This window comes from Diaminobutyricibacter sp. McL0608, assembly GCF_039613825.1.
Taxonomy (GTDB): domain Bacteria; phylum Actinomycetota; class Actinomycetes; order Actinomycetales; family Microbacteriaceae; genus Diaminobutyricibacter.
In genome coordinates this window covers 2,518,964-2,544,613 of record NZ_CP154826.1, presented here as the reverse complement: position 1 = coordinate 2,544,613, position 25,650 = coordinate 2,518,964, and the positions used below count along the sequence as shown (strand labels likewise).

The window sequence follows — 25,650 nt, the reverse complement described above, 5'->3', positions numbered from 1 at the left end:
TGGCATTGTTCAGCTCTCTTCCGGTGTCGGTTCACGTGACGCTGCGTACGCTCGATCCACGATAGTCACGCCGGTGAGGGCGGCCGCAACCACTGCGATGCCGACCACGGTGCCCTCGAGCCCGATTGCCGGGGATGCAAGGGGGAGGAGGAGCACGAGTCCTGCGGCGACGACGATGGCGACAGGGCGGATCACCAGCTGGACCACCAGTCGGGCGTGAAGCACCCACAGCATCACGAGGAAGACGGCGACGGGGATCGCGATCGCGTACTCGACCACCGCATCCGGCGTTTCAATCCCGCCGGCGCCCCGTTCGACCGCGACCTCGAGGCCCGCCCCGACGGCTGCGAGCGACGCGAACACGAAGTAGTGACCGTAACCCCAGAAATAAGACAGCCTGCGGTGCGCTTCGAGTCCGTCGCCGGCGGGCTCGAGGAAGTACAGCCACCACAGCGCGAACAGCAGGATGAGTCCGGATGCTGCGATCGTCACGAGCGGCACCGTCAGCCCGCTGTGGTCGAGGCCCTGCTGTACCCCGATCGTCGCTGAGGCGACGGACTCTCCGAGCACGATGATCGTGAACAGTCCGTAACGCTCGGCGATGTGGTGCGGATGCCACGAAGTCTTGCCGGTGCGCTCCGCCCAGAGCGGGACGGACAGGTCGGCGGCCGCGAGAACGAGGAAGCTCCAGACTCCCCACTCGGGTGGGAAGGCGAGACGCGAGAGCCAGCCGACCTGCACGACCGAGATCCCGATCGCATACCGCAGCGCGGTCACGCGTCCTTCTGGATGCTCGATCGCCGCGCGCACCCACTGGCTCACCAGTCCGATGCGCATGATGAGGTAGCCGATGGTGATCGCGGTGAAGTTCCCGTCGGCGAACGCACTCGGGACGCCCGCCGCGAGCACCAGCACGCCCCCCATCTGCACCAGCGTCAGCAGCCGGTACGGCACATCGTCGGTGTCGTAGGCCGACGCGAACCAGGTGAAGTTCATCCACGCCCACCAGATGGCGAAGAACACCATGAGGTAGGGGCCGATGCCGCTGGCGGCATCTCCGCCCTCGATGCGGTGGGCGAGCTGGGACGCGACCTGGGCGACCGCGACGACGAACGTCAGGTCGAACAACAGTTCGAGCGGGCTCGAGGCGCGATGGGCCTCGTCTGCGGAGCGACCGGACATGCGCGTGCGGATGCCCGGGAACCGCCGGCCGCGCGCGGGCTCGGTTGGCGTCGTCATGCAGACAGACTAGGGCCACGCCGGGTCGGTGGGCGGAGCTCGGACGTCCTCTCCTTCACAGGTGTGGGGTAGTGCCGAGTTATCCACAGTTTAAGTGCTGGTCAGCGCCCTATATCGGTGGCATCTGTTTGGATGGATTCATGACGGATGACCGACCCAGTGCGCGAGACGCGGGGGTGCGCGACGCGGGTGCTCGGGATGCGGGGGCGCGCGATGCAGGGGCCGTGATCGCGGACCTGCTGCGCGAGCTGGTGGGTGATCCGACAGTTTTGACAGAGGCGGAGTTGCGTCTGCGACTCGAGACCGCCGCTTCGCTCGGGCGGCGTATCGACGCCGTGAAAGCGGCATTGGCCGCGGAGGCGGCGGCGCGGTCACGCAGGGTCGACGGCCACAGTGGGTGGGCGGCGCGCGAAGGGCACCGCAGCGCCGAGTCGCTTGTGCGCGAGCTCTGCGGTTCGAGTTACCGCGAGGCCGCGACGCTCGTGCGCGTCGGCGAGTTGATGGCCTCGCCTGCGGGTCTCGGGCGGATCGCAGATGGTTTCCGCGACGGCCGCATCGATATGGATGCGGCCGACGGAATCGTCAAGGCGCTCGCGCCGGTCGCCGAGCAGGCCGATGCGGTGGCATTCGTTTCGGCTGCCAAGACGCTTGCGCTCGAGTCCGAGTCATTGCATGCCGATGCTGTGACGCGCATGGCGAAAGCCGCCCGCGACACGCTCGACCGGGCAGGCATCGCGGAGCGCGAGCATCGCCTGCGAGAGAGGCGGTTCCTGACCATCGGTCCCGAGATCGATGGAATGCGGCGACTGTCGGGTCTTCTCGATCCAGAGTCCGCGGCGATCGTCGTCTCGGCGGTCGACGCGGTGACGGCGCCACGTCGTGGGGGCCCGAGATTCGTCGACCCGGAGCAGCAGGAAAGGGCTCGGGCAATCGCCGAGGACGAGCGGACCCACGGCCAGCTCGCTCTCGACTCCGTCGTCGAGATGATCCGCATCGCCGGTGAGGCGGACCCGGGTCGCGTCTTCGGCACTGCGCGGCCGGGCGTCCGGGTCACGATTTCCCTGGACGAGCTGCGCGCCGAGGTGTCGGCTGCCGGCGGCGGTTCAGCGCACGTCGAGTCATCGGCTGAGCCGCTGAGCGCGGCGACAGCGCGACGCTACCTCTGCGACGTGGGCGTGCTGCCGATCGTGTTCGGCGGCCGCAGCGAGATTCTCGACGTCGGCCGCACCGAGCGCTGCTTCACACGATCCCAGCGGGTCGCGCTCGCGGCTCGCGATGGCGGATGCCGCTGGCCGGGCTGCGATCGCCCGCCATCGTGGACGGAAGCTCATCACATCCGGCCCTGGTCCGCCGGAGGCCGCACAGATCTCGCCGACGGCATCCTGCTGTGCCGACACCACCACATGTTGTTGCACAACAACGGCTGGTCGGTGGTGAGGAGCCGCGGCCGGGGCGAGTTCGACCTCATCCCGCCGCCCGACATCGACTCCCTGCGGCGAACCCGCCCGATGCCGACGCGACGATGCTAGACGCGCGCGAAGTGTTCCACGACCGGGAACGGGTCGTAGAAGTGGTGAAGAAGTCCCCGCCACTGCTCGTATTGCGGCGACTCGCGAAACCCGACCTCGTGAGCCTCGACGTTCTCCCATCGCACGAGGAGCAGGTAGGTGTTCGGCGAATCGATGCCCCGCGACAGTTCAAGATCGATGAAGCCCGGCGTGGACGAGATGATCCCCCGTGCCGTCGCGAAGGCGGCCTCGAACGCCGTCTCCTGCCCCGGCTTCACCGGGAGCAACGCGTGTTCGAGGATCATGTTCCGCAGTCTAGGAGAGATACGCGACGATGGTCGGGTGACGATGTCGCGAGAAGTGAGTGTGCGGTCGGGAGCCCCTCGCGCGCGCAGAGGCAGAATCGCGCTCGCCGTTGCGACGGCTGCGTACGTCGCATTCGTCGGCTGGGTGACGCTGACCCCGCAGCCGGCGATCCCCGATCCGAACAGCTTCGAGCAGCAGCTCATCCGGCTGATCCTCGCCAGTCCGCTGTTCCACTGGCTCGGGTACTCGCATCTCGAGTTCACGGCGAACATCGGCATGTTCATCCCTGTCGGAGTACTCCTGGCACTGCTTCTGCCACCGCGGCGCTGGTGGGTCGCTGTGCTGATCGGCTTCGGGATGACGGTGACCATCGAGACGGCGCAGCTGTTCATCCCGGGCCGCTTCAGCGACCTGCGGGACATCGTCGCCAACACGGCTGGAGCGGCTATCGGCGTTGCAGTCGTGCGCGTGATCCGGGCGGCCCGAGCCCGGGAATAGAAAGTCCGGCACTATGGTTTGGTGAGATATCCATGCAAACGCATTGAATTGGAGCAGGCAGAATGCAGTTCGGAATCTTCACCGTCGGCGACGTCACAACGGACCCGACCACCGGCCAGACGCCCACGGAACACGAGCGCATCAAGGCCATGCTGACCATCGCCCAGAAGGCGGAAGAGGTCGGCCTCGACGTGTTCGCGCAAGGCGAGCACCACAACCCGCCGTTCGTTCCGTCCAGCCCGACGACCATGCTCGGATACGTCGCGGCGAAGACCGACCGGATCATCCTGTCGACCTCCACGACTCTGATCACGACCAACGACCCGGTCAAGATCGCTGAAGACTTCGCGATGCTGCAGCACGTGGCCGACGGCCGGGTGGATGTGATGATGGGCCGCGGCAACACCGGTCCGGTCTATCCGTGGTTCGGCAAGGACATCCGCCAGGGCATCAACCTGGCCCTCGAGAACTACAACCTGGTGCACCGGCTCTGGCGTGAGGACTTCGTGGACTGGGAAGGCGAGTTCCGCACGCCGCTTCAGGGCTTCCAGTCGACGCCGCGCCCACTCGACGGCGTAGCCCCGTTCGTCTGGCACGGCAGTATCCGCAGCCCGGAGATCGCCGAGCAGGCCGCGTTCTACGGTGACGGGTTCTTCGCGAACAACATCTTCTGGCCCAAGGAGCACTACATGCGCCTGATCCAGCTGTACCGCCAGCGCTTCGAGCACTACGGCCACGGCACGGCCGACCAGGCGATCGTCGGCCTCGGCGGTCAGGTGTTCATGCGCAAGAACTCGCAGGACGCGGTCCGCGAGTTCCGACCGTACTTCGACAACGCGCCCGTCTACGGTCACGGTCCTTCGCTCGAGGAGTTCACGGAGCAGACGCCTCTCACGGTCGGCAGCCCGCAGGAGGTCATCGACCGCACGCTGACGTTCCGCGACTCCTTCGGCGACTACCAGCGCCAGCTGTTCCTGATGGACCACGCGGGACTCCCGCTGAAGACGGTGCTCGAGCAGCTCGACATCCTCGGCGAGGAGGTCGTGCCGGTGCTCCGCAAGGAGTTCGACGCCCTCCGCCCGGCGAACGTACCCGACGGTCCGACGCACGAGGCCCTCGTGGCTGCGCGCGACGCCGCCGAGCTCGCCGAAGACCTCGCCGTCGCTGATGCCGACGCGACCGAGACCGCGGAGGTGCAGCGATGACCGAACGGGCGATGACCGAACGGGCGATGACCGAACGCACGATCGCGGTCGTCTCGGCCGGGCTGAGCCAGCCGTCGTCCACCCGACTGCTCGCCGACCGCCTCGCGGACGCGACGGTCAGCCGTCTGGCGGAGCAGGGCATCAGCGCAAAGGTCGAGGTCACCGAACTGCGTGATATCGCACGCGACGTGACGAACAACCTGCTGGCCGGCTTCCCGAGCCCGTCGCTCGCCGAGGTCATCGAGAAGGTCACGACGGCCGACGGCCTGATCGCTGTCACGCCGATCTTCACCACCAGCTACAGCGGGCTGTTCAAGTCGTTCTTCGACGTGATCGATCCGACCGCGCTCGAGGGGATGCCTGTCGTGCTCGGTGCGACCGGTGGAACCGAACGGCACTCGCTGGCACTCGAATACGCGATGCGCCCGATGTTCACCTATCTGCACGCCACCGTCGTACCGACCTCGGTCTACGCGGCGTCCGCCGACTGGGGAAGCGGAGCCGACACCGTGAAGGCGCTTCCCGACCGCGTCGAGCGAGCGGCCGGCGAATTCGCCGCTCTCGTCGCCACGTCCGACCGGTCGAGCCTGATCAAGGATCCCTTCGCCCTCGAAGGCGACTTCAGCTCGATGATCGGCGGCTTCCAGGCCGAGTGATCCACGCGAGAGGTGCCAGAAGTGGCATTCGGTCGACGAATGAACCACTTCTGTCACCTTTCGCCGGTTCCGGGCCGAGTAGATTCGGCGGATGGCCGTCGCAACGTTCGTGAAACGGCGCCCGGATGCGCCCGATCTGTTCTTCGAAGCCGAGGCTGCGGGCCTGCGCTGGCTGGGCGAGGTCGAGGCCGACGGGGGGGCGCGGATCGTCGATGTGATCGATGTGAGGCCCGGCTTTCTCGAGCTGGTCCGCATCCACGAAGTCCGTCCGACGGCGCAAGCGGCGCGAGCACTCGGCGCCGGCCTCGCGATCACCCACCTGGCCGGTGCGGATACCTACGGCGCGCCGCCTGAACACTGGCGCGGCCCTCTCTACATCGGCAAGCGACCGCTGCCTGTCGCGCACGAGGACTCCTGGGGCCTCTTCTACGCTCGGGACCGCATCCTGCCGTACCTGCCGATCGCCGTCGAATCGGGCGCCGTCAGTCGCGATCACCTGCCGGACATCGAGCGCGCGGTCGAACGCATCGAGTCCGGCGAACTGGACGACGACGAGCAGCCGGCGCGCATCCACGGTGACCTGTGGAACGGCAACCTGCTCTGGGATGTGGCCGGCGGCATCCTGATCGACCCGGCCGCCCACGGCGGTCATCGCGTGACCGATCTGGCGATGCTCGCCCTGTTCGGGTGTCCGTACTTCGACGAGATCGTGGCCGGCTACGAGGCGGCGGCGTGGGATCGGACGAAGCCTCTCCCGTGGTTCTGGAAGGAGCGCATCCCTCTGCACCAGCTGCATCCGCTCGCCGTCCACGCGGCCTCCTACGGGCCGTCGTACGGTCGCGCCCTGCACGATGCCGCGCTCGCGACGCTCGCGCTCCCGCGCTGAATCCAGCCGGCGTACAAGCTCACCTGCTAGGATTCTTGCGGTTGACGTGGATATTTCCCGTCGCCGACAACTGAAGACAGAGCACCAACGGAGCAGGCTGGCAGGAAGCTGGTCCTCGGTGGTGGTATCCGGATGCGACCCGACGCTCGAACGCAACCGTGTATTTCTACTGATGGCCAGACGCGCGCCCACCGAGCGGTTCACGTCGAGAGACGTCCGACCGGGTGGGAGGCCGCACGTACACGTAGACACGCGTGTCGATCTGCCTGTTCCCCCTGCTCCGATGAACGAGACGCCGCCCATACGGGGTCGTGCCTCGCCGCCCATACGGGGCGGTCAGTAGTACTGAACAAAGGAGAAAGACCTCTTGGAAGGTCCAGAAATCAAATTCGCCGAAGCCGTTCTCGACAACGGACGCTTCGGCACGCGCACGGTCCGCTTCGAAGCAGGCCGTCTCGCCCAGCAGGCGCAGGGCGCCGTCGCGGCGTACCTCGACGAGGAGACCATGCTGCTGAGCGCGACCAGCGCGAGCAAGCACCCCAAGGACAACTTCGACTTCTTCCCGCTGACGGTGGATGTCGAAGAGCGTTCCTACGCCGCAGGCAAGATCCCCGGCTCGTTCTTCCGCCGTGAGGGTCGCCCCTCCACCGAGGCGATCCTGGTCTGCCGCCTCATCGACCGGCCGCTGCGCCCGTCGTTCGTCGACGGCCTCCGCAACGAGGTCCAGATCGTCATCACCGTCCTCAGCATCGCGCCGGAGGAGTTCTACGACGCCCTCGCGATCAACGCGGCCTCGATGTCGACCCAGATCTCCGGCCTGCCGTTCAGCGGCCCGATCGGTGCGGTGCGCCTCGCGCTCATCCCCGGCAACGGTGCTGCTGAAGACCAGTGGATCGCGTTCCCGAAGGCTTCGCAGCTCGAGGAGGCCGTCTTCGACATCGTCGTCGCCGGTCGCGTGATCACCGCTCCCGACGGCACGGAAGACGTCGCCATCATGATGGTGGAGGCCGAAGCGACCGAAGGCAGCTGGAACCTCATCCAGGGCGGCGCCACCAAGCCCAACGAAGAGGTCGTGGCCCAGGGCCTCGAGGCTGCGAAGCCCTTCCTCAAGCAGCTGGTCGGTGCGCAGAACGTACTCGCCCAGCAGGCCGCGAAGGACATCGCCGAGTACCCGGTCTTCCTGCCGTACTCCCAGGAGACCTACGACAACGTCGCCGGCCTCGCCTACGACGAGCTTGTGAACGTCTACCAGATCGCCGACAAGATCGAGCGTCAGAACGCAGACGACGCCCTCAAGGACCGCGTGAAGGTCGCGCTGACCGAGAAGGTCGAAGCCGGCGTGCTCGACGCCGAGGTGCTCTCGCAGTTCTCTGCGGCGTACAAGTCGGTGTCGAAGGTGGTCATGCGCAGCAGAGTGCTGCGTGAGGGCATCCGCATCGACGGCCGTGGCCTGACCGACATCCGTCCGCTCGACGCCGAGGTGCAGGTCATCCCGCGCGTCCACGGTTCGGCGATCTTCCAGCGCGGCGAGACCCAGATCCTGGGCGTCACCACGCTGAACATGCTCAAGATGGAGCAGCAGATCGACTCGCTCTCGCCGGTGACGAAGAAGCGTTACCTGCACCACTACAACTTCCCGCCGTACTCGACCGGTGAGACCGGCCGTGTCGGTTCGCCGAAGCGTCGCGAGATCGGGCACGGCTTCCTCGCCGAGCGCGCACTCGTGCCGGTTCTGCCGAGCCGCGAGGAGTTCCCGTACGCGATCCGCCAGGTGTCCGAGGCTCTCAGCTCCAACGGCTCGACCTCGATGGGTTCCGTCTGCGCGTCGACCCTGTCGCTGCTGAACGCCGGTGTGCCGCTGCGCGCCCCGGTCGCCGGCATCGCCATGGGCCTCATCTCCGACACCGTCGACGGTGAGACCCGTTACGCGGCTCTCACCGACATCCTCGGCGCCGAAGACGCCCTCGGCGACATGGACTTCAAGGTCGCGGGTACCAGCGAGTTCGTCACGGCCATCCAGCTGGACACGAAGCTCGACGGCATCCCCTCCGCGGTTCTCGCCGGTGCGCTGAAGCAGGCCAAGGATGCTCGTACGACCATCCTGAGCGTGCTGAACGCCGCCATCGACCAGCCGGACGAGATGGCCCCGACCGCACCGCGCGTGATCTCGGTCCAGATCCCCGTCGACAAGATCGGTGAGCTGATCGGCCCGAAGGGCAAGACGATCAACGCGATCCAGGACGAGACCGGCGCCGACATCTCGATCGAGGAAGACGGCACCGTGTACATCGGCGCTGTCGACGGTCCGTCGGCCGAGGCGGCCCGCGCCCAGGTGAACGCGATCGCGAACCCCACCAACCCGGAGGTCGGCGAGCAGTTCCTCGGAACCGTCGTCAAGATCGCCGCGTTCGGTGCGTTCGTCTCGCTGCTGCCTGGCAAGGACGGCCTGCTGCACATCTCCGAGGTGCGCAAGCTCGCGGGTGGCAAGCGTGTCGAGAACGTCGAAGACGTGCTCGGCGTCGGCCAGAAGATCCTGGTCGAGATCACCAAGATCGACGACCGCGGAAAGCTGTCGCTCGCTCCGGTGCTCGCCGACGAGGCGTCCAGTGACGCTCCGGCGGCTCCCGCCGAGGGCGAGGACGCGGACGTGATCGCGTAGCGATCCGCTCGAAATTGGATGCCCGTCCCGGTTCGCCGGGGCGGGCATCCGTCGCTTAACGCAGGCGCTGCTCGAGCAGGGGGCGGATGCGGTAGGGGATCAGCTCGCCCATGTCGAGGGCCGTCTCGGTGCGCTCGACCCCGTCGCACGCCAGGATCGCGCCGTTGATGCGGAACAGGTCTTCGGCGTCGAGGCACACGCAGCGCACCAGCAGGTCGCTCGGCCCGCTCAGCCCGTGCGCCTGGATGATCTCGGGGATCCCGGCCAGCGACTGCACGATTCGTGCCAGTTTCTGCTGCTGCACGTGCACCGTGATGAAGGCTGTGAGCGGGTAGCCCGCGGCGGCCGGATCGATGCGCCGATCGAACGCGAGGAACACCCCCGAGCGCTCCAGCTGGGCCATCCGCGCCTGGACCGTGTTACGGCTGAGGCCGAGCTCGTCGGCCAGGGAGACATACGTTGCACGCGGTTCGCGGCTGAGAGCTATGAGTAGCTGGAAATCGGTGCTGTCGAGGGTGCGCATAGTGCGAAATGTAGCAGTTCGCGACACGCCAGAACAGTGCATTGTGCACTATGAGGGTGTTGCGAGTTGTGCTGTGTGAGCACGAAGCGTACCGTCAGAGGTACTTTCGGCAAGGACGCCGAGGGCCGGTCTGCGCGCCACGAGCGCTACGACCGGGCGAAGAGCAAAGGCTGCGTGCACCCATGTCAACCGAGAATGTTTCCGCTGGCAGTGTTTCCGTCGACGAACGGATCGAACCCGCCGAGCCCACCGAGCGCATGGATGAGATCCATCTCGGTGAGCTTCATCTGGGCGACATCGACACCGTTCAGCTCCTGACCCCGGAAGGCTCCCGCCTTTCGGACGCACGCTACGACGCCTGGGTGGCCGACGTCGGCGACGAGCAGCTGCTCGCGCTGTACGAGGACATGGTGGTCATCCGCCGCATCGACACCGAGGCGACCGCCCTCCAGCGCCAGGGCGAGCTGGGACTCTGGCCTCCGCTTCTCGGCCAGGAGGCCGCGCAGGTCGGTTCGGGCCGAGCCCTCCGCCGCGACGATTTCGTCTTCTCCAGCTACCGCGAGAACGGTGTCGCCTACTGCCGTGGCGCAGACCTCACCGACCTTGTCCGCGTGTGGCGCGGTACCACGGCTTCGGGCTGGGACCCGTACGCGATCAACATGGCGACGCCACAGGTCATCATCGGCGCCCAGACGCTCCACGCGACCGGGTACGCGATCGGCGTCCAGAATGACGGGTCGGATGCGGTGGCTGTCGCCTACTTCGGCGACGGCGCCACGAGTGAAGGCGACGTCAACGAGGCGCTGATCTTCGCCGCGACCTATTCGGCCCCTGTGATCTTCTTCTGCCAGAACAACCAGTGGGCGATCTCCGAGCCGGTGAAGCTGCAGGCGCAGCGACCGGTGGCCGAGCGCGCACCCGGCTTCGGCATCCCGAGCGTGCGCGTCGACGGCAATGACGTTCTCGCCGTGATGGCGGTCACCCGACTGGCGCTCGACCGTGCCCGCGGTGGCGGCGGACCCACTTTCATCGAGGCGGTCACCTACCGCATGGGTCCGCACACGACCGCCGACGACCCGACGCGTTACCGGGATGCATCCGAGGTCGAGACGTGGCGCGCCAAGGACCCGATCGCCCGGCTCGCCGCGTATCTGTCGGAACGCGGTCTCCTCACCGACGAGCGCTCGGAGGCCGTGTCGGCGAAGGCGGATGCGGTGGCCGCCGAACTGCGTGCCGGCTGCATCGCGCTTCCCGACCCCGAGCCGATGGCGGTCTTCGACCACGTGTACAGCACGGCGCACACGGGGATATCCCGGCAGCGCGACCATTACAGCCGCTACCTCCGCACGTTCGTCGGCGACGACACGACCCCGAGCGCAGCGCTCGACCAGCACGACACGCTCCACCAGCAGGACAGGAAGGCATCATGACCACCTTGACGATGGCGAAGGCGATCAACGCCGGGCTCAGGCGATCGCTCGCCTCCGACGACAAGGTCGTCCTGATGGGTGAGGACATCGGCAAACTCGGCGGGGTCTACCGCGTGACCGACGGACTCCAGTCCGAGTTCGGGGAGCGCCGGGTCATGGACACACCGCTCGCCGAGTCCGGCATCCTCGGAACGGCCGTGGGGCTCGCCTACCGCGGGTTCCGCCCAGTATGCGAGATCCAGTTCGACGGCTTCATCTATCCGGCGTTCGATCAGATCGTCAGCCAGGTGGCGCGCATGCACTATCGCACGCGCGGTGCGGTTAAGATGCCGATCACCATCCGGGTTCCGTTCGCCGGCGGTATCGGCGCGGCCGAGCACCACTCGGACTCGCCGGAGGCGTATTTCGCCCACGCGGCGGGCCTGCGCGTGGTGAGCGTCGCCGACCCGCAGGACGCGTACACGATGATCCAGCAGGCGATCGCCTGCGACGACCCGGTACTCTATTTCGAACCGAAGCGGCGCTACCACGTCAAGGGCGAAGTCGACGAGCTGACCCCACTGGACGACGCGCGCCCGATGGGCACGGCCAAGATCGTGACCTCGGGATCGGATGTGACCCTCGTCGCCTACGGTCCGCTCGTGCAGACTGCGAAGGATGCTGCCGTCGCCGCGTCCGACGAGGGCGTCTCGATCGAGGTGATCGACCTGCGCTCGCTCGCGCCGGTGGACTTCGACACGGTGGTGGCATCCGTCCGCAAGACGGGCCGACTCGTCGTCGCCCACGAGGCTGCGCAGTCCGGCGGCCTCGGCGCCGAAGTGTCCGCGAGCATCACGGAGCGCTGCTTCTACTACCTCGAGCATGCGCCGGTCCGCGTGACCGGCCACGACATCCCCTACCCGCCCGCGAAGCTCGAGCAGTATCACGTGCCCGATCTCGACCGCATCCTCGACGGCGTCGACCGCGTGATGGACCGGCCGAACTCGCTGACCGGTGTGGAGGACTGACGTGGGTGTGATCAAGGATTTCTCGCTCCCCGACCTCGGTGAGGGTCTCACCGAGTCCGAGCTGGTCGAATGGCACGTCGCCGTGGGCGACACGGTGAAACTGAACCAGATCATCGCGGATGTGGAGACAGCGAAAGCGCTTGTCGAGCTGCCGGCACCGTGGTCCGGTGTCATCTCCCGCCTCTATGTCGAACCGGGCGTGACGGTCAACGTGGGGGAGCGGATCGTCGCGTTCGAGGTGGAAGGCGAACCGGACGACGGTGCTCGGCCGAACGGGCCGGGCGCGGCTACGGACTCATCGGGTGAGTCCGCGGCGGCCGCGCCCGACGTGCCCGAACCCAACCTGGTCGGCTACGGGGCGCGCGCCGACGCGGCAGGGCGTCCCGCTCGCCGCGTGCGGCCCGGCCTCGAGCCCGCTCCGGTCGGCACCCCGCCGACTGCGCCCGCAGGCATCCGTGCGCCCGCAAGCACCCCTGCGCCGGTCACGCCCGCAGCGCCGGCGACCGCGACCGGGACGGCGCCTGCGCCTGCGGCTGCGACTGCGACCACGACTCTGGAGCGGCCCCGTGCGACACCACCGGTGCGCAAGCTCGCCCGTGAGCTCGGCGTGGACCTGGCCGCGGTGCCGGCGACCGGCGACCGCGGTCTGGTCACCCGCCACGACGTCGAAGAGTTCTCGGCCGGCGCGAAGACGGCGAGCGAGAGTCCAGCCGCTCCGGCGGGCACCCCGACGCAGGATTCCGGCCTGCAGCGACGGGTACGCGAACGCGAGACGCGCATCCCGATCCGTGGCGTCCGCAAGCACACCGCCGAGGCGATGGTGCAGAGCGCGTTCACCGCGCCTCACGCCACGGTCTTCCTGACGGTCGATGTGACCGAGACGGTGTCGATGCTGGAGCGGATGAAGTCCGATCGCGCCTTCGAGGGTGTGCGCATGACGTTCCTCGCGGTCGTGGCGAAGGCCATGTGCATCGCCGCGGCGCGCACGCCGTCGATCAATTCACGGTGGGATGCCGATGCGAACGAGATCGTCGAGTACGGCTACGTGAACCTGGGGATCGCGGCCGCGACGCCGCGCGGCCTGCTCGTGCCGACCATCCCGGATGCCGACCAGCTGACCCTGGTCGAGCTCGCCAGGGCGCTCACCGAGCTGGTATCGGTCGCACGCGAGGGTCGTACGCCGCCCGAGCGGCTGACCGGCGGCACGATCTCCGTGTCGAACGTCGGCGTCTTCGGTGTCGACGCCGGGACGCCCATCCTGAACCCCGGTGAAGCCGGGATCCTCGCACTCGGCGCGGTTCGTCGCCAGCCGTGGGAGCACCACGGCGAGATCGCCCTCCGTGATGTGGTGACGCTCAGCGTTTCATTCGATCACCGCCTGGTCGACGGCGAGCAGGGCTCGCGTTTCATCGCGGACGTCGGCCGGATCCTCTCGGAGCCGGGTTCCGTCCTGACGATGGTCTGACGGGGACGGGCGGATGCCCGGGCCGGCTGAGCGGGTTCAGCGGACCGGGGCGTTGAGCCCGGCCCAGGCCATGGCTTCGAGCACCGGCCGCGCCGTCGCCGAGTCGACGGTGCGGCCGTGCGTGCGCGCACTGTGCGGGGTCGAGTTGATCAGGCCGAACGTGGCTTGCACCCGCACACGCAGCACGGTCGCGTCGAATGCGGGGTGGAGGCGGCTGAGCACGTCCGTCCACTGCTCGATGTAGCGACGCTGGAGGCTGCGCACTTCGCGTCGGTCTTCGTCGGCGAGGGAGTCGAGGTCGCGGTCCTGGACGCGGATGACGTCGGGGTTGCCGAGCGCGAAGTCGGCGTGGAACGCGATGAGGGAGCGGAGGGCCTGGGTGTCGTCCGCGGACTGCGCCACGACGGAGCGGCCTCCGTCGAGCAGGTCCCGGCTGACGCCGACCAGCAGTGCGGCGAGCACGGCCTGCTTGCCGGCGAAGTGGCGATAGACGGCCGGCCCGCTCACGCCGACGGCCGTTCCCAGGTCTTCGATCGATACGCCGTTGAAGCCGCGGTCGGCGAAGAGCGTGGCGGCGGCCTCGAGAAGGGCGGCGCGGCGGTCCGCTTTGGCCTGGCTGCGCTGCGTCGGACGGGCTCCGTCGACGACTTCTGTCACGTGCCTGCTCCTTCCGCTGGACAATTCGGTTAATGAACACTAACCTAAATGTGAGTTAGTGGCTACTAACTGAATGGATGCGACGAGGGAGTCGGCGAACAGCCCATGCACACGCTCACAACGGCGATCGAAACCGGGGATCCGCGCTTCGCAGCCAACGACGAAGCCCAGCGCGCGCTCGTCCAGGAGTTGCACGAGCGTCTCGCCGTCGCCGCAGCCGGTGGCCCCGAGCGCTCACGCGAGCGTCACGTCGCACGCGGCAAGCTGCTGCCGCGAGACCGCATCGACGAGCTGCTCGATGAGGGAAGCCCCTTCCTCGAGATCGCTCCTCTCGCCGCGACCGGGCTCTACGACGACGAATGCCCCGCCGCGGGTGTCATCGCCGGCATCGGTCTCGTGCACGGCCGCCAGGTGCTCGTCATCTGCAACGACGCGACCGTCAAGGGTGGCACGTACTACCCGATGACCGTGAAGAAGCACCTGCGGGCGCAGGAGATCGCGCTGGAGAACCGGCTGCCATGCATCTACCTCGTCGACTCGGGCGGTGCGTTCCTGCCGATGCAGGACGACGTCTTCCCCGATCGGGACCACTTCGGTCGCATCTTCTTCAACCAGGCGCGCATGTCGGCCGCGAAGATCCCGCAGATCGCCGCTGTGCTCGGCTCCTGCACGGCAGGCGGCGCCTATGTGCCCGCGATGAGTGACGAGACCGTGATCGTACGCAACCAGGGCACCATCTTCCTCGGCGGGCCGCCCCTCGTGAAGGCGGCGATCGGCGAGATCGTCACCGCGGAGGAGCTCGGCGGCGGAGATCTCCACGCTCGCACGTCCGGTGTCGTCGACCACCTCGCCGAGAACGACCGGCACGCCCTCCAGATCGTGCGCGACATCGTCGCGACCCTGCCGGCGCCCGCCGAGCCGGCCTGGCCGGTCATCGAGACGCGCGAGCCCGCCGTGGACCCCGCATCCCTCTACGGTGCGGTGCCCGTCGACGTCCAGGCGCCGTACGACGTGCGCGAGGTGATCGCACGTCTCGTCGACGCGAGCGAGTTCCACGAGTTCAAGGCGGAGTACGGAACGACCCTGGTCACCGGCTTCGCGCACATCCACGGTCATCCGGTCGGCATCGTCGCCAACAACGGCGTGCTGTTCAGCGAGTCCGCCCTCAAGGGCGCGCACTTCATCGAGCTCTGCGACCAGCGGGGTGTTCCACTGCTGTTCCTGCAGAACATCTCCGGATTCATGGTCGGGCGCGACTACGAAGCAGGCGGCATCGCCAAGCACGGCGCGAAGATGGTCACCGCGGTCGCGACGACCCGTGTCCCCAAGCTGACAGTGGTGATCGGCGGATCGTTCGGCGCGGGCAACTATTCGATGTGCGGCCGCGCGTACTCGCCGCGCTTCCTCTGGATGTGGCCGGCGAGCCGCATCTCGGTCATGGGCGGCGCCCAGGCCTCGTCGGTGCTCGCGACCGTCAAACGGGAGCAGCTCGAGGCCCGCGGTGAAGAGTGGTCGGCCGACGAAGAGGCGGCGTTCAAGGCGCCGATCGCCGAACAGTACGAACATCAGGGCAGCCCCTACTACTCGACCGGCCGGCTCTGGGACGACGGGGTCATCGACCCGGCCGACACCCGCACGATCCTGGGCCTCGCCCTCGACACCTGCTCGCGTACCCCGCTGGCCGACACGGCCTTCGGCCTGTTCCGGATGTGACGACCATGAATCCAGCCACCACGGGCCCCGCGCCCTCCGCCGCACCGTTCACCACCGTGCTCGTCGCGAACCGCGGCGAGATCGCGTGCCGCGTCATCCGCACGCTCCGCGAGCTCGGGATCCGTTCCGTCGCGGTCTACAGCGACCCGGACCGCACGGCACCTCACGTCGCCCTCGCCGACCTGGCTGTGCGCATCGGGCCTGCGGCCGCGCGCGACAGCTACCTGAACATCGATGCGCTCCTCGATGCCGCCCGCCGATCCGGTGCCGAGGCCGTGCATCCGGGTTACGGCTTCCTCTCCGAGAGCGCGGCGTTCGCGGAGGCCTGCGCCGCCGCCGGCATCGCGTTCATCGGCCCGGGCATTCACGCCCTCGACGTGATGGGCGACAAGATCCGCGCGAAGCTGGCCGTCGCAGAGCACGGTGTGCCGACGATCCCGGGTGTCGCCGAGCCGGGTCTCGATGACGAACAACTCATCGCAGCCTCCGCCGAGGTGGGTTTTCCACTGCTGGTCAAGCCGTCCGCCGGCGGTGGTGGCAAAGGGATGCAGGTGGTGCGGTCCGCCGACCAGCTCGCCGACGCGCTCTCCGCCGCACGGCGTGTGGCCGGCGCGGCCTTCGGCGACGACACACTCTTCCTGGAGCGGCTCGTCGAGTCCCCCCGGCACATCGAAGTGCAGGTGCTCGCCGACGCACACGGCACGACCATCCACCTCGGCGAGCGCGAATGCTCGCTGCAGCGCAGGCACCAGAAGGTCGTGGAGGAGGCGCCGTCGGCTCTGCTCGACGCGGAGACGCGCGAGCGCATCGGCAGGGCGGCGTGCGCCGTCGCCGCGACCGTCGACTACGTCGGCGCCGGAACCGTGGAGTTCCTCGTCTCGGACGCAGCTCCCGGCGAGTTCTTCTTCATGGAGATGAACACGCGGCTGCAGGTCGAGCATCCGGTCACCGAACTCGTGACCGGGATCGACCTCGTCGAATGGCAGGTGCGGATCGCAGCGGGTGAGCCGCTCCCGTTCGCACAGGACGACATCCGTCTCCGAGGTCACGCGATCGAGGTGCGCGTGTACGCGGAGAACCCCGAGCGCGACTTCCTCCCCACCGACGGGACTGTTCTGGTGCTGCACGAGCCGGCCGGTCCCGGCATCCGGGTGGACAGCGGGCTGGTGCAGGGCAACGACATCGTTCCCGACTACGACCCGATGCTGTCGAAGGTGATCGCGTGGGGCGCCGACCGCGACACTGCGCTGCGCCGGCTCGATGCGGCGCTCGCCGAAACCGTGATCCTGGGGGCGACCACCAACGTCTCCTACCTGCGCACCCTGCTCGCCGACGAGGATGTACGCGCCGGACGGATCGACACCACGCTCATCGACCGCCGCTTCTCGCACCTGACGGCACCCGAGGCCGACCCGGCCGAACTCGCCGCTGTCGCACTGCTGCGCCACCTGCGTCGTCGGAACGGGGAGGACCCGGCGGTGGATGGGCACGACATCGATCACGCACGGAGCTCGGCATTGTGGCGCACGCCGAACGGCTGGCGCCTCGCCGCGCCCCGGCCGTCCGAGTACCGGATCGCGACAGGCCCGGTCGATCGGGTGGACGTCCTCGTGCTCGAGTCATCCGACGCCGCCGGGGATGTCGCCGCCTCGCGGGTGCGCGCGGCTGTCACCATCGACGGCACCGATCACGTGGCCGAACTGGTGCTGCTTCCGGGGGTGGCGGCGCGCGCATCCCTCACCCTCGACGGTCTGACGAGCGACTTCGCCTTCGCCGAGACCGCGTCGGGCACCTGGCTCGGTGCCGGGGGCCGGGCCCGCGAGTTCCGCATCCTGACCCGCGCCGCGGTGCTCGCCGAAGAGCTTTCGACCCTCACGCGCGCCGAGGGCGTCGCCCATCCCGACGTGCGGTCGCCCATGCCGGGCACCGTCGTCTCCGTCGCCGTCGCACCGGGCGACCGAGTGGAAGCCGGCGACACTCTCGTCACCGTCGAGGCGATGAAGATGGAGCACCGTCTCACCGCCCCGGTGGCCGGCATCGCTCACGTCACCGTCGCCCCCGGCGACCTGGTCAAGCTCGACCAGCTGGTCGCCACGATCGACGTGGAGCCGACCACCGGAACCGACCCGGGCACCCAGGCCGACCCGGCCACCGAAACCGCAGCACCCGTCGACGACACGACCGTCGACCCCACCACAGCGCCGACACGATCGGCCGAACCGGAGAACACCGAGGTACCGAGATGACCATGACATTGACTGCAACCGAGCCCGCCACCGAGGTCACCGGCTTCGAGCTGAGCGACGACCACAAGAAGCTCGTCGCAGAGGTGCGTGACTTCGCCGACAACGTCGTCGCTCCCGCGGCGTACGACTACGACACCAAGCGCAGCCTGCCGTACCACATCATCGGCCAGATGGGCGAGATGGGCCTCTTCGGTCTGCCGTTCCCCGTCGAGTACGGTGGCCAGGGCAAGGACTACCTCTCCCTGTGTCTCGCCGTCGAGCAGCTCGGCCGCGTCGACCAGAGCATCGGCGTCACCCTCGAGGCCGGCGTCGGGCTGGGTGTCATGCCGGTCTTCCGCAACGGCACCGAGTCGCAGAGGAACGAGTGGCTGCCGATGCTCACCGCCGGCAAAGCGCTCGCCGGGTTCGGCCTCACCGAGGCGGATGCCGGATCGGATGCGGCCGGCACCAAGACCAGCGCCGTCCTCCGCGACGGCCAGTGGGTCATCAACGGCACCAAGCAGTTCATCACGAACTCCGGCACCGACATCACCAGGCTGATCACCATCACCGCCGTGACCGGCGAGGAGCTCCGCCCCGACGGCAGCATCAAGAAGGAGCTCTCGGCCATCCTGGTGCCCGTGCCCACGGCCGGGCTCGTGCAGGAGCCGTCCTACGACAAGGTCGGCTGGCACACGTCCGACACGCACCCGCTGACCCTCACCGACGTGCGCGTGCCCGAGGCCAACCTGCTCGGCGAGCGCGGCCGCGGCTTCGCGAACTTCATCCAGACCCTCGACGAAGGCCGCATCGCATTCGCCGCGCTCTGCACGGGCGCCGCGCAAGGATGCCTGGAGGAGGCCATCCGCTACTCGAAGTCGCGCAACGTGTTCGGCCGCGCCATCGGCTCGAACCAGTACATCGCCTTCAAGATCGCACGGATGCAGGCCCGGGTGCACACGGCGCGTCTCGCGTACTACGACGCGGTCTTCAAGATGATGGCAGGCAAGCCTTTCAAGATGGAGGCTTCGATCGCCAAGATGGTGGGTAGCGAGGCCGCGATGGACAATGCGCGCGACGCGACCCAGATCTTCGGAGGCTACGGATTCATGAACGAGAACCCGGTCGCCCGCCACTACCGCGACTCGAAGATCCTCGAGATCGGCGAAGGCACGACCGAGGTGCAGCTGATGATCATCTCGCGGGCGCTCGGCTTCGACGCCTAGCCCGCCGAAGGGTTCCAACGCAGAAGAGGAGATCGACCATGATCGACAAGGTGGTGGCGAGTGCCGCGGATGCGGTCGCGGACATCCCCGACGGCGCGTCGCTGGCCGTCGGCGGCTTCGGGCTGTGCGGCATCCCCAGTGCGCTCATCCAGGCGCTGCACGAGAGGGGGACGACGGACCTCGAAGTGGTCAGCAACAATTGCGGCGTCGACGACTGGGGGCTGGGAATCCTCCTGGCCGACCGTCGCATCCATCGCATGGTCAGCTCCTACGTGGGCGAGAACAAGGAGTTCGCGCGGCAGTTCCTCTCCGGCGAGCTCGAGGTCGAGCTGACGCCCCAGGGGACGCTCGCCGAGAAGCTCCGCGCCGGGGGCGCAGGCATTCCGGCGTTCTACACGCCTGCGGGTGTCGGCACCCAGATCAGCGAGGGCGGGCTGCCGCGGCTCTACGCCCCGGATGGCTCGGTCGCGGTCGCGTCGGAGCCGAAGGAGGTGCGCACGTTCGACGGCGCCGACTACGTGCTCGAGCGGTCCGTCACCCCCGATTTCGCGCTGGTGCATGCCGCGAAGGCCGACCGTTACGGCAACCTGGTCTTCCATGCGGCGGCGATGAATTTCAATCCGCTCGCGGCGATGGCGGGTCGCATCACCATCGCCGAGGTCGAGGAGATCGTCGAGGCCGGCGACCTGGATCCGGAGTGCATCCACACCCCGGGCATCTTCGTGCAGCGAGTCGTCCTCGCCGCCGACACCGAGAAGCGCATCGAGCGGCGAACGGTCGCACTGGCCGATGGGAGCCGCTCATGAGCCTCACTCGCAACGAATTGGCGGCGCGTGTCGCCCTCGAGCTCGAGAACGGCCAGTACGTCAACCTGGGCATCGGGATGCCCACTCTTATCCCGAACTACATCCCCGACGGCGTGGAGGTCATCCTGCACTCCGAGAACGGGATCCTCGGCGTCGGACCGTACCCGGCGGAGGACGCAGTCGACCCCGACCTGATCAACGCAGGAAAGGAGACCGTCACCGTCAATCGCGGCGCCGCCTTCTTCGACTCGTCGAACTCGTTCGGCATGGTGCGGGGCGGGCACGTCGACCTCGCCGTTCTCGGCGCGATGGAGGTGTCGCAGGCCGGGGACCTCGCCAACTGGATGATCCCGGGCAAGATGGTGAAAGGGATGGGCGGGGCCATGGACCTCGTCTTCGGCGCCAAGCGCCTGATCGTGATGATGGAGCACGTCGACCGTGAGGGCCGGCCCAAGATCCTGACCGAGTGCAGCCTCCCGCTCACCGGGCGCAGATGCGTCGACCGGATCATCACCGACCTCGCCGTCATCGACGTCGAGCGCTCCGGTGACGGGGCGTCCGAACTGGTGCTCCGTGAGGTGGCACCCGGCGTGACCGTCGATGAGATCGTGGCGGCCACTGGCGCTCCGCTCCGGATCGAGCTGTCGTGAAGAACGTCGAGCAGCGGGGACTCTACTTCGAAGAGTTCGACCTGGACACGCGGTACCTCCACCGACCGGGCCGCACGGTCACCGAGACCGACAACGTGCTGTTCACGACCCTGACGATGAACAGCCAGGCACTCCACCTCGATGCGGCCTGGGCGGCGACGCAGCCGTTCGGGCAGCGCCTGATGAATTCGATGTTCACCCTCTCGACCATTGTGGGCGCATCCGTCACCCAGCTCACCCAGGGGACGATCGTGGCCAACCTGGGGTTCAGCGACGTCTCATTCCCGCATCCACTGTTCCACGGCGACACGTTGTACTCGGAGACGGTGGTGACGGGTAAGCGGCTCTCGTCGTCGCGGCCCGGCCAGGGCATCGTGACGATGGAGCACACCGGTCGCAACCAGGATGGCGTCATCGTCGCGAAGGCGACGCGCTCCGCGCTCGTGTGGACCCGCGAAGCGCATGATGCGGCAGGCAACGCATGACCGACCTCCCGTGGGGCCCCGCGCTCCTCTTCTGCCCGGCCGATCGGCCCGACAGGTACGCCAAGGCGCTCGAGCGGGCGGATGCGGTCATCATCGACCTCGAGGACGCCGTCGATCCCGGCGCGCGGCCTGCTGCTCGCGAGGCGCTGCTCGCCTCCGGGCTGGATCCCGCGCGGGTGATCGTGCGGGTCAACCCCGCTGGGACCCTGGACCACGTGGCGGATGTTCAGGCAGTGCGTGCGAGTCCGTACCGCACTGTGATGCTCGCGAAGGCGGAGCGCGTGTCGGACTTCGCCGCGCTCGACGGCCTGCGGGTGATCGCGCTGTGCGAGACGGCGGCCGGAGTGCTGGCGGCCGGTGACCTCGCGTCGACGGGCGGCGTCATCGCGCTGATGTGGGGCGCGGAGGATCTGGTCGCATCCCTCGGCGGCACCGCGAGCCGGCACGCCGACGGGAGCTACCGGAGTGTCGCCGTCCACGCTCGGTCGGCGGTTCTGATCGCTGCGGGCGCGTGGGGCAAGGCGGCGATCGACACCGTCCATGTCGACATCGGCGACCTCGGCGGGCTCGCGGCGGAGGCCGAAGACGCGTCCGCTGTCGGATTCGCGGCGACGGCGTGCATCCACCCGGGGCAGGTGGATGTGATCCGGGCGGCGTACCGGCCGTCCGACGAGGAGGTCGCGTTCGCCCGCGACCTCCTGGCGGCGGCGGGGGAGCAGTCAGGGGTCTTCCGCTTCCGCGGGCACATGGTCGACGGCCCTGTGCTGCGTCACGCCGAGACGGTTCTTCGACGCGCTGGAAGCTGACTTGGCACGTCCGCGCGTGGCTTCGCGCGGTTCCGACGATCACAGCGTTAACCTGCCTGTGAGGGCTCGCGTCGTCGACGGAAATGCCGTGTGACCTGCTCGGGGGACACCGCGCCGCATCGTAATCAAACTGTGATCCAAACTTGTGTAACAGTTCACCGGATTGCCCGGGCCGCGTCGGTGGCATGTCGTACGCTGCAAGTACGTGACAGGGGGGTTCACGTCCTCGAGTCGAATCGGGGATGGCAAGGCACGACCGGGAGGGGATATGGCACAGCTGCTGCCGTTGCGCTTGCGCGACCACTCTTCCCGGGCTGCGAAGGCCGCCGGGACGAACGCTGACGAGCGCGTCGAGACGTCCGCGCTTCCCGTTTTCGATCCGGCCCTGGAGCTCACCGGCCCGCTCTCGATCGTCGCACCGCGGCGTATCGGCGAGACCGATCTGGCCGTCTATCCTCTGGCGCTCGGCGCGAGCGTCTTCGGCTGGACCGCCGACAGCGAGACCTCGCTGAACATCCTCGACCGCTACGCGCAGCTCGGCGGCAACTTCGTCGACACCGCCGACAGCTACGTCGGAGGTCGCAGCGAAGTGCTCATCGGGCGCTGGATGCAGGAGCGACGCAATCGCGACGCGGTGGTCATCGCGACCAAGGTCGGCCGTCACCAGGACAACCACGGCCTCGGGTCCGTGAGTATCGTCCGGGCGGTCGAGGCCTCGCTCGAGCGCCTGCAGACCGACCACATCGACCTGCTCTACTTCCACGACGACGACCTGTCCGTTCCGCTCGAAGACAGCCTCGCCACCGTCGAATGGCTGATCGAGTCCGGCAAGGTGCGCTACCTCGGCGCCTCCAACTTCTCGGCCGACCGGCTCATCGAAGCGCGCATCCTGTCATCGACGGGGCTGCCGAAGTTCGTCGCGATCGAGCCGCACTACAACCTCGTGCACCGTGCCGAGTTCGAGAGCGACCTGCGCATCGTCGCGTCCGCCCAGGGGCTGGCCGTCATGCCCTGCTACGCACTGGCCAACGGGTTCCTCACCGGCAAGTACCGTTCGAAGGACGACCTGAAGGCTGGGGCGAGGAGCGTCCGCGCGGCAGAATACGTCAACCGGCGCGGTCAGCGCGTGCTGTCCGTGCTCGACCGGGTCGCGCGCGAACACGAGTCGACCGTCGCGAGCATCGCCCTGGCCTGGCTGCTCGCCAAGCGCAGCATCGTCGCCCCGGTCGCGAGCGCGAGTCGTCCCGAGCAGGTGGAAGCCCTCATGGCCGCTGCGGCCATCCGGCTCACCCGCGCCCAGATGCTCGAACTCGACCGCGTCTCCGAGTAGCGGGACGCGTTCGCGCAGCCGCCCTGCGCTAACGCTGTTCGTCGTGTCTGCACACTTTCCTCGCGTCTGAAGGCGTTGGTCGCTTCAGCGCGTGTTCATCGTGTCTGCGTGTGTTCGGAAAGTCTGCCCATGCGCGAGCCGGGTGCAGACATAACGAACCGCCGCAGACGCGCCGCGGGGGCGTGCGCCGCAGGAGCAGCGCAGCGGGTCACGCCTCGGAGAGGAGCCGCTCCGACGAGCGGTGCAGCGCGGCACTCGCAGCGATCGAGTCGCCGACGTAGCCGCCGGCGAGAGCGCCGTCGCGCGCCAGGATGAGGTCGTCGGCGGCGTCACCCGGGTGCGGGTGCCCGATCTGACGGAACAGTTCCTCGATGCGGTGCGCATACCAGTCGCGGTGTGCTGTGACCGCGATGCGGACCGGATGGTTGGGGTCGGCGAACTGGGCCGCAGCGTTGATGAAGGGGTCACCACGGAATCCCGGCCGGACGGCTTCGACACTGATCTCGTCGACGAGCGCCCGCACGACAGCGCGCGGATCTTTGAGCGTGCGCTCCTTCTCGTCGAACCACTCGCGGATCTGGCGGTCGCGCCCCTCGACGTAGGCGATGATCAGCAAGTCCTTCGAGCGGAAGTGCTTGTAGAACGTCGCCTTGGTGACTCGGGCGCCCGCGATGATGCGATCCACACCGACGGTGTGGATCCCTTCTGAATAGAAGAGCTCGTCGGCTGTAGCCAGGATCTTCAGTTTCGCGGGAGCGGGCGGCCGGATGGTCGAACGGGCACTTGCGACCATCCGGCGCAACTCCTTTTCTCGTGAAGCGTTCGGGTCGGCTTCATCTTAACGGTGGGGCACGTGACGTTTTGGGGTTTCGTCACCTGCGTTGTACGTCAGGTCAGTATATACATAGACAGACCAGTCTGTTTGTCCTCCAGTTGAAAAGTCACAGCGAGTCCATATCCGCTGGCGTAGGGTGGAGGGGATGAACAGCGCAGTCGACCTCCCCCTCGGTCTGGCCGACCTCTCTTTCGCCGCATCCGGCGAGGCGCTGGTCCGCCGAACCATCCTCCCCAGCGGAGTGCGAATCCTGAGCGAGCACGTTCCCGGCTCCCGCAGCGCCACGATCGGCTACTGGGTCGCCGTCGGCTCCCGTGACGAGACTCCCGCTGAACGCCCGAACGAAGGCTCGGAAGGGCGCCCTGCCACCTTCGGCTCGACGCATTTCCTCGAGCACCTGCTCTTCAAGGGCACTCCCACGCGCACCGCCCTGGACATCGCAATCTCGTTCGACTCGGTCGGCGGCGAGCACAACGCGATGACCGCCAAGGAATACACCTGCTACTACGCCAAGGTGCAGGATCGCGACCTTCCGATGGCCGTCGAGGTCATCACCGACATGCTGACCTCGTCGTTGCTCGACCCGACCGAGTTCGAGAACGAGCGCGGTGTGATCCTCGAAGAGCTGTCGATGGCCGAAGACGATCCGTCCGACGTCGCGAACGAGCGGTTCTTCGAAGCGGTGCTGGGCGATCATCCGCTGGGACGCCCGATCGGTGGGAGCCCTGCGACCATCCGCGCAGCCTCGCGCGACGCCGTGCTGGAGCATTACCGCGCCAACTACCGCCCCCAGGACCTCGTGATCACGGCTGCCGGAGCGGTCGACCACGACCTGTTGGTCGCCGACGTCGAACGCGCGCTCGTGGCTGCCGGCTGGAACCTGAGCGTCGCCTCCTCCCCGGTCCCGCGTCGCGCCAGCACCCCGGCCGAGATCCGCAGGGGCAAGGCGATCGTGACGGTCGAGCGTCCCATCGAGCAGGCCAACCTCCTGATCGGCGTGCCCGGGCTGGTCGCGACCGACGAGCGTCGGGTGACGATGGGCGTCCTCAACTCCATCCTCGGCGGCGGCATGTCGAGCCGCCTGTTCCAGGAGGTCAGGGAGAAGCGTGGCCTCGCCTACGCCGTCTACTCGTTCTCTGGTGCGTACTCCGACGCAGGCATCTTCGGCCTGTACGCCGGTTGTGCGCCGTCGAAGGCCACCCAGGTCGCCGAGCTGATGCTCGCCGAACTGCACCGGATGGCGTCGGGCGGGGTGACCGCGGACGAGCTCAGGCGCGCCGTCGGCCAGCTGTCCGGGGGAGCAGCGCTCGCTCTCGAAGATTCCGACACCCGCATGTCGCGCCTCGGCCGGTCCGAGATCACCCTCGGAGAGTTCGTCGACCTCGACGAGAGCCTCCGGCGGCTCCATCTCGTCACACCCGACGACGTGCGCGACCTGGCGGTCGACCTCGCGTCCCGTGACGTGACGGTCGCCGCTGTCGGCAGTGTCGACGACGACATGTTCACTTCGCTCACGTCCTGATCCCAGCTCCCTC

The 25,650-nt window shown here is 68.1% G+C and carries 23 protein-coding genes; 18 read left to right on the top strand and 5 right to left on the bottom strand.

Annotated features, from left to right (window positions below):
• Positions 1 to 9 precede the first annotated feature (9 nt).
• Positions 10 to 1,239: a low temperature requirement protein A gene (locus AAYO93_RS12075; protein WP_345761429.1), complete on the bottom strand. Its 1,230-nt coding sequence runs from the start codon at positions 1,237 to 1,239 to the stop codon at positions 10 to 12.
• 71 nt (positions 1,240 to 1,310) lie between these two features.
• Here AAYO93_RS12075 and AAYO93_RS12070 point away from each other — a divergent pair, with 71 nt between their 5' ends.
• Positions 1,311 to 2,768, top strand: coding sequence for an HNH endonuclease signature motif containing protein (locus AAYO93_RS12070; RefSeq protein ID WP_345761428.1), 1,458 nt, complete (start codon positions 1,311 to 1,313; stop codon positions 2,766 to 2,768).
• Here the strand turns inward: AAYO93_RS12070 and AAYO93_RS12065 are convergent.
• Complete coding sequence (locus AAYO93_RS12065; protein WP_345761427.1) at positions 2,765 to 3,052, bottom strand: antibiotic biosynthesis monooxygenase family protein; 288 nt, start codon at positions 3,050 to 3,052, stop codon at positions 2,765 to 2,767. The two genes, AAYO93_RS12070 and AAYO93_RS12065, sit on opposite strands and share 4 nt — an antisense overlap.
• Positions 3,053 to 3,095: 43 nt before the next feature.
• Between AAYO93_RS12065 and AAYO93_RS12060 the strand changes: the two genes are divergently transcribed.
• The 5 genes from AAYO93_RS12060 to AAYO93_RS12040 all read left to right on the top strand — a co-directional run bounded on the left by AAYO93_RS12060 (position 3,096) and on the right by AAYO93_RS12040 (position 8,957).
• Complete coding sequence (locus tag AAYO93_RS12060) at positions 3,096 to 3,551, top strand: VanZ family protein (RefSeq protein WP_345764878.1); 456 nt, start codon at positions 3,096 to 3,098, stop codon at positions 3,549 to 3,551.
• A 62-nt stretch (positions 3,552 to 3,613) separates the two neighbouring features.
• Positions 3,614 to 4,756, top strand: a complete 1,143-nt coding sequence (locus tag AAYO93_RS12055) for an LLM class flavin-dependent oxidoreductase (RefSeq protein ID WP_345761426.1) — start codon at positions 3,614 to 3,616, stop codon at positions 4,754 to 4,756.
• Positions 4,757 to 4,782: 26 nt separating this feature from the next.
• Positions 4,783 to 5,412 carry an FMN reductase gene (locus tag AAYO93_RS12050; protein ID WP_345764877.1) on the top strand — a complete coding sequence of 210 codons (630 nt, stop codon included), beginning with the start codon at positions 4,783 to 4,785 and terminating at the stop codon, positions 5,410 to 5,412.
• 91 nt (positions 5,413 to 5,503) lie between these two features.
• A complete protein-coding gene (locus AAYO93_RS12045; protein WP_345761425.1) occupies positions 5,504 to 6,298 on the top strand; it encodes a fructosamine kinase family protein in 795 nt (264 codons plus the stop codon).
• A 367-nt stretch (positions 6,299 to 6,665) separates the two neighbouring features.
• Complete coding sequence (locus AAYO93_RS12040) at positions 6,666 to 8,957, top strand: polyribonucleotide nucleotidyltransferase (protein WP_345761424.1); 2,292 nt, start codon at positions 6,666 to 6,668, stop codon at positions 8,955 to 8,957.
• A gap of 55 nt (positions 8,958 to 9,012) precedes the next feature.
• On the opposite strand, the gene AAYO93_RS12035 is transcribed toward AAYO93_RS12040, so the two are convergent.
• Positions 9,013 to 9,480 carry an Lrp/AsnC family transcriptional regulator gene (locus AAYO93_RS12035; RefSeq protein WP_345761423.1) on the bottom strand — a complete coding sequence of 156 codons (468 nt, stop codon included), beginning with the start codon at positions 9,478 to 9,480 and terminating at the stop codon, positions 9,013 to 9,015.
• Positions 9,481 to 9,737: 257 nt separating this feature from the next.
• Here AAYO93_RS12035 and pdhA point away from each other — a divergent pair, with 257 nt between their 5' ends.
• From pdhA to AAYO93_RS12020, 3 genes are read left to right on the top strand one after another with little or no spacing between them, the layout of a single operon-like run.
• Positions 9,738 to 10,910 carry a pyruvate dehydrogenase (acetyl-transferring) E1 component subunit alpha gene (gene pdhA, locus AAYO93_RS12030; protein WP_345764876.1) on the top strand — a complete coding sequence of 391 codons (1,173 nt, stop codon included), beginning with the start codon at positions 9,738 to 9,740 and terminating at the stop codon, positions 10,908 to 10,910.
• On the top strand, positions 10,907 to 11,917 hold the full coding sequence (locus AAYO93_RS12025) for an alpha-ketoacid dehydrogenase subunit beta (RefSeq protein ID WP_345761422.1): 1,011 nt from the start codon (positions 10,907 to 10,909) through the stop codon (positions 11,915 to 11,917). The genes pdhA and AAYO93_RS12025 overlap by 4 nt, the downstream gene beginning before the upstream one ends.
• A gap of 7 nt (positions 11,918 to 11,924) precedes the next feature.
• A complete protein-coding gene (locus tag AAYO93_RS12020) occupies positions 11,925 to 13,382 on the top strand; it encodes a dihydrolipoamide acetyltransferase family protein (protein WP_345764875.1) in 1,458 nt (485 codons plus the stop codon).
• 36 nt (positions 13,383 to 13,418) lie between these two features.
• On the opposite strand, the gene AAYO93_RS12015 is transcribed toward AAYO93_RS12020, so the two are convergent.
• Positions 13,419 to 14,039, bottom strand: coding sequence for an SACE_7040 family transcriptional regulator (locus AAYO93_RS12015; protein WP_345761421.1), 621 nt, complete (start codon positions 14,037 to 14,039; stop codon positions 13,419 to 13,421).
• Positions 14,040 to 14,144: 105 nt separating this feature from the next.
• On the opposite strand from AAYO93_RS12015, the gene AAYO93_RS12010 reads away from it, so the two are divergent.
• The 8 genes from AAYO93_RS12010 to AAYO93_RS11975 all read left to right on the top strand — a co-directional run bounded on the left by AAYO93_RS12010 (position 14,145) and on the right by AAYO93_RS11975 (position 23,280).
• Complete coding sequence (locus tag AAYO93_RS12010; RefSeq protein WP_345761420.1) at positions 14,145 to 15,752, top strand: carboxyl transferase domain-containing protein; 1,608 nt, start codon at positions 14,145 to 14,147, stop codon at positions 15,750 to 15,752.
• A 5-nt stretch (positions 15,753 to 15,757) separates the two neighbouring features.
• On the top strand, positions 15,758 to 17,998 hold the full coding sequence (locus AAYO93_RS12005; protein ID WP_345761419.1) for an acetyl/propionyl/methylcrotonyl-CoA carboxylase subunit alpha: 2,241 nt from the start codon (positions 15,758 to 15,760) through the stop codon (positions 17,996 to 17,998).
• On the top strand, positions 17,995 to 19,203 hold the full coding sequence (locus AAYO93_RS12000) for an acyl-CoA dehydrogenase family protein (RefSeq protein ID WP_434056633.1): 1,209 nt from the start codon (positions 17,995 to 17,997) through the stop codon (positions 19,201 to 19,203). The genes AAYO93_RS12005 and AAYO93_RS12000 overlap by 4 nt, the downstream gene beginning before the upstream one ends.
• A 38-nt stretch (positions 19,204 to 19,241) precedes the next feature.
• A complete protein-coding gene (locus tag AAYO93_RS11995) occupies positions 19,242 to 20,009 on the top strand; it encodes a CoA transferase subunit A (RefSeq protein ID WP_345761417.1) in 768 nt (255 codons plus the stop codon).
• Positions 20,006 to 20,659 carry a CoA transferase subunit B gene (locus tag AAYO93_RS11990; protein ID WP_345761416.1) on the top strand — a complete coding sequence of 218 codons (654 nt, stop codon included), beginning with the start codon at positions 20,006 to 20,008 and terminating at the stop codon, positions 20,657 to 20,659. The genes AAYO93_RS11995 and AAYO93_RS11990 overlap by 4 nt, the downstream gene beginning before the upstream one ends.
• Complete coding sequence (locus tag AAYO93_RS11985) at positions 20,656 to 21,144, top strand: MaoC family dehydratase (RefSeq protein WP_345761415.1); 489 nt, start codon at positions 20,656 to 20,658, stop codon at positions 21,142 to 21,144. The genes AAYO93_RS11990 and AAYO93_RS11985 overlap by 4 nt, the downstream gene beginning before the upstream one ends.
• Entirely contained in the window at positions 21,141 to 21,950 is an 810-nt protein-coding gene (locus tag AAYO93_RS11980; RefSeq protein WP_345761414.1) for an HpcH/HpaI aldolase/citrate lyase family protein, read from the top strand. Before AAYO93_RS11985 ends, AAYO93_RS11980 begins: the two co-directional genes overlap by 4 nt.
• Positions 21,951 to 22,218: 268 nt before the next feature.
• Positions 22,219 to 23,280 (top strand): aldo/keto reductase, encoded by a 1,062-nt coding sequence (locus AAYO93_RS11975; RefSeq protein ID WP_345761413.1) that lies wholly within the window; start codon positions 22,219 to 22,221, stop codon positions 23,278 to 23,280.
• Positions 23,281 to 23,488: 208 nt separating this feature from the next.
• Here the strand turns inward: AAYO93_RS11975 and AAYO93_RS11970 are convergent, their stop codons facing one another.
• On the bottom strand, positions 23,489 to 24,073 hold the full coding sequence (locus AAYO93_RS11970; RefSeq protein WP_345761412.1) for a TetR/AcrR family transcriptional regulator: 585 nt from the start codon (positions 24,071 to 24,073) through the stop codon (positions 23,489 to 23,491).
• 187 nt (positions 24,074 to 24,260) lie between these two features.
• On the opposite strand from AAYO93_RS11970, the gene AAYO93_RS11965 reads away from it, so the two are divergent.
• Positions 24,261 to 25,637 (top strand): M16 family metallopeptidase, encoded by a 1,377-nt coding sequence (locus AAYO93_RS11965; protein WP_345761411.1) that lies wholly within the window; start codon positions 24,261 to 24,263, stop codon positions 25,635 to 25,637.
• The last annotated feature ends 13 nt before the right edge of the window (positions 25,638 to 25,650 follow it).

What these genes read in the sequence shown, in the direction of transcription:
- AAYO93_RS11980 (WP_345761414.1), top strand. Translation starts at nt 21,141, where the DNA reads ATGACCGACCTCCCGTGGGGCCCCGCGCTCCTCTTCTGCCCGGCCGAT.
- AAYO93_RS12075 (WP_345761429.1), bottom strand. Translation starts at nt 1,239, where the DNA reads ATGACGACGCCAACCGAGCCCGCGCGCGGCCGGCGGTTCCCGGGCATC.
- pdhA (WP_345764876.1), top strand. Translation starts at nt 9,738, where the DNA reads ATGGATGAGATCCATCTCGGTGAGCTTCATCTGGGCGACATCGACACC.
- AAYO93_RS11990 (WP_345761416.1), top strand. Translation starts at nt 20,006, where the DNA reads ATGAGCCTCACTCGCAACGAATTGGCGGCGCGTGTCGCCCTCGAGCTC.
- AAYO93_RS11970 (WP_345761412.1), bottom strand. Translation starts at nt 24,073, where the DNA reads ATGGTCGCAAGTGCCCGTTCGACCATCCGGCCGCCCGCTCCCGCGAAA.
- AAYO93_RS12000 (WP_434056633.1), top strand. Translation starts at nt 17,995, where the DNA reads ATGACCATGACATTGACTGCAACCGAGCCCGCCACCGAGGTCACCGGC.
- AAYO93_RS12065 (WP_345761427.1), bottom strand. Translation starts at nt 3,052, where the DNA reads ATGATCCTCGAACACGCGTTGCTCCCGGTGAAGCCGGGGCAGGAGACG.
- AAYO93_RS11995 (WP_345761417.1), top strand. Translation starts at nt 19,242, where the DNA reads ATGATCGACAAGGTGGTGGCGAGTGCCGCGGATGCGGTCGCGGACATC.
- AAYO93_RS12045 (WP_345761425.1), top strand. Translation starts at nt 5,504, where the DNA reads ATGGCCGTCGCAACGTTCGTGAAACGGCGCCCGGATGCGCCCGATCTG.
- AAYO93_RS12025 (WP_345761422.1), top strand. Translation starts at nt 10,907, where the DNA reads ATGACCACCTTGACGATGGCGAAGGCGATCAACGCCGGGCTCAGGCGA.
- AAYO93_RS11965 (WP_345761411.1), top strand. Translation starts at nt 24,261, where the DNA reads ATGAACAGCGCAGTCGACCTCCCCCTCGGTCTGGCCGACCTCTCTTTC.
- AAYO93_RS12005 (WP_345761419.1), top strand. Translation starts at nt 15,758, where the DNA reads ATGAATCCAGCCACCACGGGCCCCGCGCCCTCCGCCGCACCGTTCACC.
- AAYO93_RS12060 (WP_345764878.1), top strand. Translation starts at nt 3,096, where the DNA reads ATGTCGCGAGAAGTGAGTGTGCGGTCGGGAGCCCCTCGCGCGCGCAGA.
- AAYO93_RS12010 (WP_345761420.1), top strand. Translation starts at nt 14,145, where the DNA reads ATGCACACGCTCACAACGGCGATCGAAACCGGGGATCCGCGCTTCGCA.
- AAYO93_RS12035 (WP_345761423.1), bottom strand. Translation starts at nt 9,480, where the DNA reads ATGCGCACCCTCGACAGCACCGATTTCCAGCTACTCATAGCTCTCAGC.
- AAYO93_RS11975 (WP_345761413.1), top strand. Translation starts at nt 22,219, where the DNA reads ATGGCACAGCTGCTGCCGTTGCGCTTGCGCGACCACTCTTCCCGGGCT.
- AAYO93_RS12050 (WP_345764877.1), top strand. Translation starts at nt 4,783, where the DNA reads ATGACCGAACGCACGATCGCGGTCGTCTCGGCCGGGCTGAGCCAGCCG.
- AAYO93_RS12055 (WP_345761426.1), top strand. Translation starts at nt 3,614, where the DNA reads ATGCAGTTCGGAATCTTCACCGTCGGCGACGTCACAACGGACCCGACC.